The 13,995-nt window shown below is 34.1% G+C and carries 11 protein-coding genes; 4 read left to right on the forward strand and 7 right to left on the reverse strand.

Annotated elements, in window-relative coordinates; genetic code table 11:
* Positions 1-38 precede the first annotated feature (38 nt).
* The 3 genes from recG to IGI68_RS03315 all read right to left on the reverse strand — a co-directional run bounded on the left by recG (position 39) and on the right by IGI68_RS03315 (position 4,223).
* Positions 39-2,072, reverse strand: a complete 2,034-nt coding sequence (recG, locus tag IGI68_RS03305; protein WP_273232291.1) for an ATP-dependent DNA helicase RecG — start codon at positions 2,070-2,072, stop codon at positions 39-41.
* A gap of 75 nt (positions 2,073-2,147) precedes the next feature.
* Complete coding sequence (locus IGI68_RS03310; protein WP_071873975.1) at positions 2,148-3,812, reverse strand: DAK2 domain-containing protein; 1,665 nt, start codon at positions 3,810-3,812, stop codon at positions 2,148-2,150.
* Positions 3,813-3,860: 48 nt separating this feature from the next.
* Positions 3,861-4,223: an Asp23/Gls24 family envelope stress response protein gene (locus IGI68_RS03315; RefSeq protein ID WP_071873976.1), complete on the reverse strand. Its 363-nt coding sequence runs from the start codon at positions 4,221-4,223 to the stop codon at positions 3,861-3,863.
* Positions 4,224-4,492: 269 nt separating this feature from the next.
* Between IGI68_RS03315 and rpmB the strand changes: the two genes are divergently transcribed.
* Entirely contained in the window at positions 4,493-4,681 is a 189-nt protein-coding gene (rpmB, locus tag IGI68_RS03320; RefSeq protein WP_071873978.1) for a 50S ribosomal protein L28, read from the forward strand.
* 428 nt (positions 4,682-5,109) lie between these two features.
* Here the strand turns inward: rpmB and IGI68_RS03325 are convergent, their stop codons facing one another.
* The 4 genes from IGI68_RS03325 to IGI68_RS03340 form a co-directional block, all read right to left on the reverse strand.
* A complete protein-coding gene (locus IGI68_RS03325) occupies positions 5,110-5,805 on the reverse strand; it encodes a cysteine hydrolase family protein (protein WP_438730488.1) in 696 nt (231 codons plus the stop codon).
* A gap of 212 nt (positions 5,806-6,017) precedes the next feature.
* Entirely contained in the window at positions 6,018-6,221 is a 204-nt protein-coding gene (locus IGI68_RS03330; protein ID WP_438733310.1) for a hypothetical protein, read from the reverse strand.
* 95 nt (positions 6,222-6,316) lie between these two features.
* Positions 6,317-6,928, reverse strand: a complete 612-nt coding sequence (locus IGI68_RS03335; protein ID WP_438730491.1) for a hypothetical protein — start codon at positions 6,926-6,928, stop codon at positions 6,317-6,319.
* A gap of 1,967 nt (positions 6,929-8,895) precedes the next feature.
* Positions 8,896-9,762: a hypothetical protein gene (locus tag IGI68_RS03340; RefSeq protein ID WP_438730494.1), complete on the reverse strand. Its 867-nt coding sequence runs from the start codon at positions 9,760-9,762 to the stop codon at positions 8,896-8,898.
* Between the two features lie 93 nt (positions 9,763-9,855).
* Here IGI68_RS03340 and IGI68_RS03345 point away from each other — a divergent pair, with 93 nt between their 5' ends.
* Genes IGI68_RS03345 through IGI68_RS03355 form a run of 3 tightly spaced genes read left to right on the forward strand, consistent with a single transcriptional unit; the run spans position 9,856 to position 13,694 of the window.
* Entirely contained in the window at positions 9,856-12,006 is a 2,151-nt protein-coding gene (locus tag IGI68_RS03345; RefSeq protein WP_438730497.1) for a hypothetical protein, read from the forward strand.
* Positions 11,981-12,136 (forward strand): hypothetical protein, encoded by a 156-nt coding sequence (locus IGI68_RS03350; protein WP_438730500.1) that lies wholly within the window; start codon positions 11,981-11,983, stop codon positions 12,134-12,136. Before IGI68_RS03345 ends, IGI68_RS03350 begins: the two co-directional genes overlap by 26 nt.
* Complete coding sequence (locus tag IGI68_RS03355; RefSeq protein WP_438730503.1) at positions 12,117-13,694, forward strand: ATP-binding cassette domain-containing protein; 1,578 nt, start codon at positions 12,117-12,119, stop codon at positions 13,692-13,694. The genes IGI68_RS03350 and IGI68_RS03355 overlap by 20 nt, the downstream gene beginning before the upstream one ends.
* Positions 13,695-13,995: the final 301 nt, after the last annotated feature.

Here is a 13,995-nt window from a genome sequence, read left to right on the forward strand (position 1 = left end):
TTCCTTTCGTTTGTCTTGAATAGTATAGCACATTTTTACTAGTCAAAAAATGGTTTTTCTTGTTGAATGGTCTTTAAATACGTCACTAATGGCGCAAAATCAGGCAGGACTTCCCATCCAACTTGTTGCCAAATAGCCGCGGCTTCTTGTCTGGCTACTTCTAAAATATGTCCGTCTGCGACTAAATCAGCCATCGCAAATTCCGGCAATCCCGATTGACGAGAACCAAAGACTTCCCCTGGACCGCGTAATTCTAAGTCTTTTTCACTCACAACAAAGCCATTCGTCGTTTCCGTCATAATTTGCATCCGTTTTTGACCCGTTTCATTTTTAGGATTGGCGATTAAAATACACGAAGAAGCGACTGCACCACGTCCCACACGCCCCCGTAATTGATGCAGTTGGGCTAACCCAAAACGATCAGCATCAATAATGAGCATCATGGTGGCGTTAGGTACATTGACACCCACTTCGATTACCGTCGTCGAAACGAGAATTTGACTTTCGTTTTGCTTAAAAGCCTCCATAATGGCTTCTTTTTCTTGATTTTTCATTTTCCCATGAAGAAGACTGACCTTATAGTCACTTCCATAAAAGTCTTGAAGTTCTTCATAGATCGCCACAGCATTTTGAACGTCCAACATTTCCGACTCTTCAATTAACGGACAGATGACATACATTTGATGCCCTTTTTGAAGTTGAGTCAGACTTCCTTTTAAGACTTGTGGCATCTGCGGCGGCCGGACCCACCGTGTTTCGATTGGAATTCGTCCTGACGGTAGTTCATCAATGATCGAGACATCCATTTCACCATAAGCAGTAATCGCTAATGTTCGCGGAATTGGTGTTGCCGTCATAAAGAGTACATCCGGGCGCCAACCTTTTTCGCGTAAAATTTTGCGTTGGTTCACCCCGAAGCGATGCTGTTCATCCGTAATGACGAGCCCAAGATGAGAAAACTCGACATCGGCTTGAATTAACGCATGCGTACCAACAAGCACATGAATAGCACCACTGGCTAGTTGACTAAGAATTTCGCGGCGTTCCTTGGTTTTCGTTGAGCCCGTCAGTAGCGCGACGTTCACATCAAACCCCTCAAATAGCTGCACCAAACTTTCCATATGTTGCTGAGCTAAGATTTCAGTGGGAACCATAAGTGCCCCTTGAAAGCCTGCCGTCATCGTAGCATACAGTGCAATCGCAGCAACGACCGTTTTCCCACTTCCAACATCCCCTTGCAAGAGTCGTTGCATATGCTTTTGACTCCGTAAATCCCGGCATATTTCATTCGTAACACGCTTTTGTGCCGTCGTTAACTCAAAGGGTAATTGTTGTGTAAAAGCCTTTAAAGCCGCAACATCGTAGGCGATTGCCAGCCCATTGCTTTCTGCTCGCTGTTGTTGTTTTAAGCCTTGAATTTGCATTTGAAACAAGAAAAATTCTTCAAAGACTACGCGACGTTTCGCTTGATGGTGTTCTTCAATATTCTTAGGAAAATGCATACTATACATCGCCTCTTTGCGTGGCATCAAACGATACTTTTCGAGTAAAGACAATGGTAAATTCTCTTCAATTTGATCATAATAACCATCAAAGGCCTGTTTAATCAATTGAACCAAGGACGCTTGGCGAACGGCTTTATTAACCCGATAGATGGGCGCAAAGTCTTCTTCTTGCTTCGGTGCTAAAATCTTCATCCCCGTCAGACTTTTACGCTTGGCATCCCATTTGCCATAGACCGCAATTTCTGTGGAGACTTCGATTTTATCTTTTAAATACGGTTGATTAAAAAAAGAGACCGCAAAGACATCATGATCTTGCATCATCCGAAATTGTAATCGCGTTTTCTTATAGCCAAAACGACTCATCACAGCAGGTGAAACAACGAGACCTTTAATCGTCACCTTTTCTTGATCTTGAATTTCTGCGATTTTTCTTTCTTGAATATCTTCATAGCGAAAAGGATAGTGTTCGAGTAAGTCTTCAACCCTTTCAATTCCTAAAGTCGCTAAATTTTCAGCTCGTTTGGCTCCTACCCCACTTAACTTGGTAACCGAGTCTTTCACACTCATCGAACGCCCTCCATTCTTTAAAAAAAGCCTGGGACAAACACAATGTTCGCGCCAAGCTTTTTCTTATTTTATTCTTTATTCTGCTGCAAACAGATACGGATAGACTGGTTGATCGCCATGGTGAATTTCGACTTCTAATTCCTCATTCATTGCGAGTAACGCAGCTTCCATTTGCTCTGCTTGTTCTTGTGTTCCCTCTTCACCAATGATAATCGTCACGATTTCCGTTTCTTCATCCATCATTTGTTTTAAGGTTTCGAATGCTACTTCAAGCGCATCTGTTTTTGACACGACAATTTTCCCGTCGATCATTCCTAAGAAGTCGCCTTCTTTAATCGTGATGCCATCAATTGCGGTATCGCGAATCGCATGTGTGAGTGAGCCACTCACCACGCTTGTTAACATTTCGGTCATCGCTGCTTGGTTTTGTGCTAACCCAACTTGATCGTTGAAAGCTAGCATCGCTGTCATTCCTTGAGAGATTGTTTTACTTGGAACCACAACGACTGGAATGTCCGCAACTTCTGCGGCTTGGTCTGCCGCCATGAAAATATTTTTGTTATTTGGTAAAACAATCACTTGATCTGCATTGACAGCATCGATTGCTTTCAAAATATCTTCCGTGCTCGGATTCATCGTTTGACCACCACTAATGACATAACTTGCTCCTAAACTCTTAAAGAGTTCTTGAACGCCATTGCCCGCCGCAATTGCAATAATTGCGTAAGGCACACGCGGTTTTTTCACCGGTGCACTATCATTTTCTAATAGTGTTTCGTGTTGCACACGCATGTTGTCGACTTTCACTTTCATCAATGAACCGAATTTTTGCCCATAATTCATGACTTCGCCAGGATACTCTGTGTGAACGTGAACCTTAATGATTTCATCATCATTCACCACTAACAAAGAATCCCCTAGTTCATTTAAGTAATTACGGAAAGTATCGTATTCAAAGGCCGTGTCAGCCGTAGGTCCATCGCCAATTTTTACCATAATTTCAGTACAGTAACCAAACGTAATGTCTTCTGTTGCCAAATGACTGTGAACACTACGGTGATGTTCCGCATTGATCATCTCGTCCATTGCTGCTGGCGTTTCAAAATCATTTTCGGGTACATATTCACCATTTAGGACACTTAAGAATCCTTCGTAAATAAATAACAGACCTTGACCACCACTATCGACTACACCGACTTCTTTTAAGATTGGTAATAAATCGGGGGTCTTCGCTAACGCTTTTTTCGCGCCTGAAACGACCGCAGTCATTACTGCCACACAGTCATCCGTCTCAGTCGCCTTGCGCTCACCGAACTCCGCTGCAACACGAGCCACAGTTAAAATCGTTCCTTCAACAGGTTTCATTACTGCTTTATAAGCGGTATTAACGCCATGTGTAAAAGCGGCAGCTAATTCCTTGCCAGATAATGTTTCAACATCTGGAATTTGTTTGGCAAAACCACGGAATAATTGGGATAAAATAACTCCTGAATTTCCACGTGCGCCCATTAGCAATCCTTTTGATAAATGCGTCGCCAACTCGCCCACCTTGTCTGAAGTTGAGTCACTGACGGCTTTTGCACCACTGATCATTGATAAATTCATATTTGTTCCGGTATCGCCATCGGGAACAGGAAACACGTTTAATGAGTTGACATACTCTGCATGCTCCTGTAGACGATCGGCGCCAGCTTGAACCATTGACTGGAACTGACTAGCACGAATATTCGTTACTTCCACTGATAAATCCTCCTTAAAAATAAACCGTCATCAAAACGGTTCTCGCCTCTAATCTGGTAATACGCGCACACCTTGAACAAATACATTCACAGAGTTTGCCGTTACACCTAACATTGAATCAAGATTGTACTTCACTTTCTCTTGGACATTGCGAGAAACTTCTGAAATCTTTGTCCCGTAACTTACGATGGTGTAGACGTCGACTGCGATTTCGTTATCTTCTTGACGGACAACAACGCCACGTGCATAATTTTCTTTGCGCAAAATTTCATTAATATTATCTTTGATTTGATTTTTACTTGCCATTCCAACGATGCCAAAGACATCCGTTGTAGCACCCCCAACAACGGTTGCAATTACTTCATTAGATATTTCAATTAAGCCAGATGATGTTTGAATTTTAACTGCCATAATAAAGCCTCCTTAACAGACAAATGGTCTTATTTCTATCTTTAATATTTTAACATAGCCTCGCCCCAATTAAAAGAAGGAGTCGTTGTTATTTCGCAATTCTAACGCATTTATTATCGTTACTACGATTAAAGTTACTCTTTTTAACAGAAGAAGTCAAACGAGATTAGCGAAAAACACTTGCAATCAGTTGCCATTTATGATAAGTTATTTTAGTATGAGCGAAAAAAATAGTGCTCCAACAGAACAGCCAAAGGGGGAAATCAATAATGTCTAAAGTATGTTACTTCACTGGTCGTAAAACAAGATCTGGAAATAACCGTTCTCACGCTATGAACGCAACTAAACGTACAGTTAAACCTAACTTACAAAAAGTTCGTGTCATGATCGACGGTACACCGACAAAAGTTTGGGTGTCAACTCGTGCATTGAAATCAGGTAAAATCGAACGCGTTTAATTCCATTCTATACGACATTTGACAACCGTTTCTGTCAAGAAGCGGTTTTTTTATTTGTCTAAAAAACAAACATCGTTAACTCCAAGAAGACCCCTAAAGTAGACACTGTAAAAAGTAAACCGACTTTAGGGGTTTTTCGTGTGTTTAATCGCTACTTTATCTCCTCAAGAACGAATAAAGCAACTGACTAGAATTTCAGCGTTACACCTCTGTTCTGAGTAGCTAAATGCGCTTGCGAGATCCTATAACAGACGGCGAAGATCACGTAACGAATCGGCTACTCCTCCACTCGCAACAAGAACATCAACCAAGAAACGACTGCTTTTAGCATAAGAATAAGGGGCTGTGACATCCGTCACACCCCCTTTGATTTTTAGAAACGTTTAAATTAGTGACGCAATCGTTCATAAAAAGAGTATTATTTAAGGCTAGTTCTCCCTTTCGCTCTCATCTTTTGATAAGACGTTCACTATTTCTTCAGTATTAACGACATTACAATACGTATTATTAAGAATGGTCAGTTCGTTATCTCTTAGTTCAAAGGTTCCAGCCATTGTGGCATCTTCAACCACCCAAACTCTAAAATTATGGTCAGATAATCCTCTAACTGTACTGGAGACACATTGATCGGTTACCAATCCCGTCGCAATGATGTCAGTAATGCCGAGGTTGTTAAGCAGTAAAACTAAAGAACTATCGACCGCGGAATGGGCCGTTTTTTTAATCATCACTTCATTTTTTTGAGGAGTAAGTGGCTCAATAATTTTACTTTCATAAGTATTCGGAGCGATAATAATATTATTGAAGGTTGGACGACGATGGGATAATGAGCGCTCTCTACCATCCTCAAAACTGGATTCAATCACAGCATGTACAACAAGAATCTCGTTTTCTCTGGCGAATGTTAATAATCGCTCATTATTGGGGATAACTGTTTCATGGATATAGCGATACATTTCTTCCCATTCATGCACTTCCTGCTCCGAACCAAAATCAGGTCGATCGACAAAATAATTTTGTAAGTCAATCAGCATGAGTGCGGTTTCATTCGGACGATAACTTATTTCATGAGTGACGGGATCATTTCGGTAATAAAATGAACAATATCTGTTGTTTACTTTCATTCTAGATGCCTCCGTTACACTATACGTTATCATAAAATACTGCTTTAATAAAATGATAAGGATTAGAAAAAAAACTTTTCATTCGTTAATTCTACCGGTTTTACGCTTTATAAAATAGCATTCGTACAATAAACATTTGCTCGAGTTAAGTTTAGCATTAAGTCATGGGGGCTGTGACACAATTCTAAAGATTCGTTTAAGATGTACCAACCCTAGTTGTTAAAGAGCCAATAGGTGTCTGCCATTTTTAATGTTGCATGAACTCTTCGATAATACTGTTGTTCAGGTCCTTGATCAAACATTCGTGAGATTACGAGATGAACATTTGGCCCAATTCGGCGTGCCCACTCTAAATACCTTATACTATTCCACTTTCCAAAATTTTTACTTTCTTCAGGTAAGTGCTCTTCATTCATAGAGTGAGCACCTGATTGGGTACCTACGGTAACATGTTCACATAAGACCTGTTGATCGTGATAAATTTTAACGTAAGTCGAATAAATTTTCAGGGTCACTTTTTCACCAATATACTGATAAGGTACAGAATAATAGTGCTTTTTAATGTGACATGGCTATTTGTATATACTTTCGCTTCTTTAAATTCACACACTTCATACGAATAAGCCGGTAATTCTTTAAGAGTTTCTTGTTCAAATTCTTGAAACATCTGAAGGCGGCTTCCTTCTTTCTTTTGAAAAGGCTTAGCATTAAATTCATCAAGAAGCTTTAATAGATATTGGTTGTATTCATCGATACTAAAACATTGATAATTGCGCATACGAGCAATTATGTGTGTTGTAAGGTGCTTAACATGATTTTCAACCGCCGCCGCCTTGTCCTTCGGACGGGCAACACGTGTAGGACCAATAATTGTCTGATAGTGGTTCGACATATCCTCATAGGTTGGATTTAAAAGCAATTGTGACTTTGTATTCTTGGTTACACCCGTGCGAAGATTGTCTGGAGTCAATAAGGTGGGGACCCCTTGGAAATATTCAAACATTTTAACATGGGCTTCAATCCATCTTGGCATCTTCTGATCGATACAAGCTTGAGCATAGGTATAACCGCTAAAAGGTAAAGTCCCGATAAATAATTCACCTTTGATAACTTCACCAGTCATGGGATCAATCCATTGCGGGAGAACAAGTCCAATCCACTTGGACTTGTTCTCCCGCTTTATGATGAAAGACATGACTAAAATTATTCTTGTAAAGATAGTCATTAAAATATTTCTTAAATTGGGTTAATTTATAGTAGATTTTATTGTTTAACCGACATTCTTGAGCATATTCCTCCCAGAGAAGCTGTATCGTAACACCTGGTTTAGCGAGCTCTTTTGAAAGCTGTTTATAGTCTGGCATTACATAATACGCAACGGGCTGATCCTTTTTGTCTTTATCCGGTTTAAATATTTCCTATAATTTTTCACTTGACCATTGTGCAACATCTTCGTATAACAACTACTTTTCCTGTGCGATTTTGACGGTTCTTGTGACTGCATTTCGACCTGAAGAGACTAATTTGGCTATTTATCTTAAGCTAAAACCAGCCTCATATAGCCGAAGCATTTCTACATAATTAGACATCACTACCACCTCCATAATATTTTATGAGCTGAACTCACGACTTAGTTATATCACGATGGCAATAAAAAAAGAACCACCAATTGGTTCAGAAATACTGATTTATGTGGCTCAAATAGGAGCGATTTAGATGGCTCAATTATGTCCGACGAAGTGGCTCTTTAAGGCCGATATATCCAATAGATTAAAAAATTAATCTATCGATTTTTTTTAATAAAAATGTATATAATACAAAATTAATAAAATGGATAGAGTTGGTCTGTTTGGGTGTCAAATTTAGTTTTATTTAGCAATCATTATAATTTAGATGTTATTACAGTTGATATAGTTGAATCTGAAAGAGAAATTTTGGTAATAAGTATACAAATTTAAACTAAGATTGACATATGTAAGGACTGCTCCATCTATAATTAAAGGAGTAAAATTACACATGGTTTATACAAAAAAATCCAAAGAGATGGAAATCTCTTTGGATTTTTAATTGTTTATGAAATGAGTCAACTACTGGGAATTTTTTTGTGAAATAAAGATATAAAATGACAATTATTTTTTATCCACTCCTGAAGATAAAACGATTGTACCTTATATTTATCATCTGGTTTGTCAGTTGTTTAAAATATTCTCATATAGAATATTTTTATAAATTATGCATGAATTGTACACTTCCAACTAATAATAACTTTTGGGATCAACAGTATTACTGTGCATTTGTAAGTTTAAAACAGAGTTCATAAGGTTCACCTCACTTTTAGATTGTTTTTTTAATTATGCAATGATTGTACACTTCCAACTAATAATAACTTTTGGATCAACAGTATTACTGTGTGTTTGTAAGTTTAAAACAGAGTTCATAAGGTTCACCTCACTTTTAGATTGTTTTTTTAATTATGCAATGATTGTACACTTCCAACTAATAATAACTTTTGGATCAACAGTATTACTGTGTGTTTGTAAGTTTAAAACAGAGTTCATAAGGTTCACCTCACTTTTAGATTGTTTTTTTAATTATGCAATGATTGTACACTTCCAACTAATAATAACTTTTGGATCAACAGTATTACTGTGTGTTTGTAAGTTTAAAACAGAGTTCATAAGGTTCGCCTCACTTTTAGATTGTTTTTTTAATTATGCAATGATTGTACACTTCCAACTAATAATAACTTTTGGATCAACAGTATTACTGTGTGTTTGTAAGTTTAAAACAGAGTTCATAAGGTTCACCTCACTTTTAGATTGTTTTTTTAATTATGCAATGATTGTACACTTCCAACTAATAATAATTTTTGAATCAACAGTATTACTATGTGTTTGTAAGTTTAAAACAGAGTTCATAAGGTTCACCTCACTTTTAGATTGTTTTTTAATTATGCGTGAATAACATTTTATTTTTCCTATAAATATGTACCTACCAAACTATTAATACCAAAAAAGCCAGTTGCTAACGACTTGGTACGTTAGAACTGACTTAATACTATACTATGGAGTAAAAAAGATAATAAATGATTCAAATATTAAACAGTAGTCTATTTGAATCTTCTAATAGAATATCATACAGATTATTACAATTTGCTAATTTTAATATCAATAATGAATCCTGAATTAACTTTTCTCCGTACTGTTTTTTATCTGTAAATTTAGCGAAAAAAATACCTTTATAGACGTGAAATAGCATACGCTCGAAAAGCATTACTTCTGATAAAGGAAAATCGTCTAATACTTTAATAAAAAATAACCCCTCTTCTACCTTATCATGTTCAATGCAAAGAATTAAAGTGTTAATAATGGCATTTATTGCCGTATCCAGAATACTCGCAGAATCTTTAAGTAAGAGTATTTTTTGAGGAAGTGATTTAGAAAATACCAATATAGTATTTATAGGAAGTACTGAGATAGAATTAGTATACAAAGTTAATTCATAAAGTCCCCAATTTTCACATTTAAATAGATAATTTGTCAAAAAATCGAGATCTTCTTGGGAGATTTCTTTTTTTTTGTGGCCATTGATAATAGCAGTCACCATAATAAAGTTTAGATAACTATAAGAATCTTTTGACTTCTGCCAACTTGTAAATTCTATCATTGCTAATTTTTCTAACTTTCCATAATTTTCTTCAATAACGTACATTTGAATTTTTCTTAATAGCGATTCAAATCCCGTAGGATTAAACATATTTTTTGCTAAATCAAATTCTGCTGCCCGTACATGAATCTTATCCAGTAAATGAAAGAATCGAGAAACACTAATTTCAGATTCATCTCTTTCAAACTTTGAAATCATACCTTTTGATATAAATTCATCTGCTAGTGAAGAAATACTTATGTTTTTGTCTAAACGTAATTTTCTAAAAAAACTCCCATAGTTGGTTTTCATAATCGTTCTCCGTTTCATATATGAATATATTTTCTTAATTATACGTTTCTTTTGTTAGACTTACAATATTATAAAGATAAGGGAGTTACCTAAATGAAATTTAAATTCAAAGAAAATATTAACCTTTATCCAGATGTTGGAGTACTTTCTAAAAGTAAATATCACACAAGTTGGGATCCTTTCATTCGAATATTTCAAAATCATGGATGGAAAATACACATCTCATGCTTTCATGACAATTTTAATGACATATTAGAAAAAGTCAGTAATTATTGTTTTAAAAATGATATATCATTTAAGTTTGTTAATAGTCAAGAAGTCTTACAATGGCTACTTTCAAAGAATGCTAATCGCAGTGAATCAGGTAAATTTATGACGATCTATCCTTTTAACAAAGTAGAATTTACAAAGATAGTAAGAGAATTGTATCCATTATTAAAGAAATATAATGGCCCATATATTTTATCCGATAAAAGATACTTAGATTCGAAGGTCATATACTATAGATATGGAATTATCACTTCTAAAATTGATAATAATATTATGAAATTTCCAGAAGGAGAATTGGAAGATAAAAGGGTTCCGTTCTATATCCAACCAAAATATGTGAATGACCCTTTAGAGGAAAATACTCTATCAAATTTGAATGACTCTACTGAAAATATTCTAACTACTAATTATAAGGATATTGAGGCTATTCATTTTAGTAATGGAGGGGGGATATACAAAGCATTCAATTTAAAAAAACAAAAAAACGTTATTTTAAAGGAAGCTCGTCCATATATTGGAATTTCAACTGATAATACAAGTATCAGTTGTAGAAAACGTGAAGCTGCAATTTTTGAAAAAATTGAGTACTTGAAGTTAACTCCGAAACTTAATTCAAAGTTTTATGAATGGGAGCACTATTTTATAGAAGTTGAAAAAATTGAAGGCTCAACAATATCTGAATTTACTCAAAAACATACATTAGTTATGGAAAAAGAAACTGATCATTTAGTAAATAAAAAGAAAATTCAAGTTTTTTTATTATTTACTAGAAACTTATTAGTGGCATTAAAAAAAATTCAATCTGTTGGTCTGGTCATTAATGATATATCGGAAAATAATATTTTAATTACAGCTGATTTTAGACCAATTTTTATTGATCTAGAAGATGCATATTTCTTAGATGAAAATGTATCTGTAAGATTTGATATTGCTAACCAATATTTTGAAGATAATAAAAAAGAGAAACTATTAGATTTTAAGAAAGACACACATAAGTTAGGATATTTATTAATGAGTATATTGAGCAATTCGAATTCACTATTAAAAAAAGACACAAGTGGAGAACAAGCATTAAGCTCTTTTTTATATTTTTGTAAATTATACAGAATAGATCCTAATCTATTCCAAATGATTAAATTAATGATCTCTGGTAATTATAATAACATTGATGAATTAAGTGAGTTGATAGAGAGAATTGAATATCCTTATAAATATAATTTAGATGAATTTGAAGATATATCGATTAATAAACCAATCGTATTTAATGAAGGGAAAATCGTAAGTATTGATAGCTTTGGATTATCTTTACTTATATATTGTGACAATTATATAGATAAAAAAATATTAAATATTGAATTATCAATTTTGGAAAAACTTTTTGAAGAAGACAATTTGATAGAGATAAATAGAATAATTTCAAGTAAAGAGTTCGTAGGACCGTCATTGGATGGCGGGAGATTAGAGGAAATATATATATATATATACTTATTAGTTAAAACTAATGACATTAAGTATCTAACGATGATAAAAGAAAAAATTAAATGTTTTAGTGATACATATTTGGGTAAGTTTAATTTAGTCGAGGATGAAAATAAAAATGCAATCCCATACATATATCATTCTGCAGGATTTGCTAAAGCAATTATGAAGTATTTAATGTATGACTTTGATAATAGTCTTTTCCTTATGCTTGAAAAGGTATTGGATGCTATTGACCGAAACTTTCCAAAAGAGTTTTGTTATTCTAATGGATTGTCGGGAATTGCAGATACTTTATTAGAAGCATATAAAGTAACTAAGCAAACAAAGTATTTGATTTCTACAAATAAAAAGAAGAACTTGATAGTGAATTTATCAAAAGAAAAATCAAATTCCTTTTCTTTTGGTACTGAAGGAATAAATTATTTTCTATACAAATATAATAAATATATTAAAGGAGAGCTATGTCATGAAAAAAATATTTCAAAAAATTAATAACTTATTAGAACAGTTTGATAATAAGGATGAAGATACTCAGATGGAGTATCTATACTATCTAGCTAAAGTACCTGGAGTCAAAATATTTATAAAAGAGGAGATTAAAAATGTTAAAGACATATATTAGAAAATATAAGAAAAATAATATTTGGATTTTACTACTGGGATTCCTTATTGCAGCTCTTCAAGTATTTTCTGCGATTATCCATACATTCGCTATAAATGAACTAATAAAAAGTAAAGTTATAAACTTTCTATTATGGAATATACTAAGTTTATCATTATGGGGACTTTTATTTATACTTAATTATTTTAAAGGAATCTTTGAAGAAAAGATAACACAAAAAATTTCTGCAGATATTCGAGAAGATCTTGCTAACAGGATATCAACAACCACATATGAAAATTTTATTAATAAAAATGAAGCGACTTTTGTATCCTGGTTTAATAATGATTTACAACAAATTGAAGACAAAGGAATTAAACAGTATTATGTTTTCTGGGACTGTATTTTTCAAGCTGGGTTGTCAGCAATCGCATTGATTTCATATCATTACTCATTGATTTTACTTACATTGATTTTAATGGGAATACTAATGAAATTCCCTGTATTATTTGAGAAAAAAATGGCTAAATCAACTAATGAGATGTCTAAAGCTAACGAGGTATTTCTTTCTAAAACACAAGATGTAGTTTCAGGTTATACTACTTTTTTTGGATATAATAAAGTAAATAATATAATCCCATTGATTAGAAATGCGTCTGAGTATCTAGGTAAGGAAAAAGTTCATTTTATTAAGGTGAGCAAATCTGCCGAGGGGTTTATAGGTATTGTTAACATTTTTAGCCAAGTTGCAGTTGTGACTTATACAGGAATTCTTGCTGGATTGAACCTTGTCTCAATTGGTGCACTTAGTACAACAGGTAGTTTGGCATCTGCAATTTTTAATTCAATTTCGCTGGGTAGTAGTAGTTCAATGATGAGAAAATCTGTAGATGCATACTTTGATAAATTTCAAAAATTTGAAATAAATACTAATATAAAAGATGAACCTTTATGTTTAGAAAAATCGATTGAGTTAAAGAATATTAATTACAATATCGGAGATAAATCCATCCTTAAAAATCTAAATTTAAAATTGGAAATAGGAAAAAAATATGCCGTAGTTGGTGATAGTGGTTCTGGTAAATCAACTCTCCTAAATATTTTATCAGGAAGAATTCAAAATTTCGAAGGTGAGATTATAGTAGATGGAAAAAAAATTTCGGAGACAGATATAAGAAGATTATCAAGTATTACTGCGTATACCTCACAAAATCCACATTTATTTAATGATACAGTATTAAATAATATTACTCTGTGGGATGATTTAAAAGCTAATGATGCAATTGAAAGTTTAGAAAAACTAGAAATAAATTCGTATATTAATCAGGATTGTATGCTTCAGGAAAATGGAAATAATTTATCTGGAGGACAAAAACAACGTATTGCATTAGCTCGTTCGGTAATAGAGACTGATAAACTTGTTCTACTTGATGAAAGTACTGCAAATTTAGATAAAAAAACAGCCCTATTATTAGAAAATTCATTTTTAGAAGATCCAGATTCGACTGTTATAATAGTTACACATCATTTATATGAAGAAAACAAACATAAATTTGATCAAATTATTTATTTGCCTTAAAAGTAAATCGATTAATTAGATATTTGTATTAGACCAAGTCTATCCATAAATAAGTGTATAGAGGAACACTCTCTATACACTTATTTTTTTACATGACTACGAAAAGGAGCCACAAGGAAATCTGAATGACCTATAAAATGCCATATTTTAAACGTTCAGGCATGATTTTCGACCTTTCAGGGTCGAAAGCGTTATCTCTAACATATTTATGATATATTTATACCACGCCGATTGTAAAATTAAGCGAGACAAATAAAAAAGTCATTTATGTTACACTCAAATTGTAATTCCGTCGAAAGAA

The sequence above is a fragment of the Enterococcus sp. DIV1314a genome (assembly GCF_051713805.1).
GTDB lineage: Bacteria > Bacillota > Bacilli > Lactobacillales > Enterococcaceae > Enterococcus_I > Enterococcus_I aquimarinus.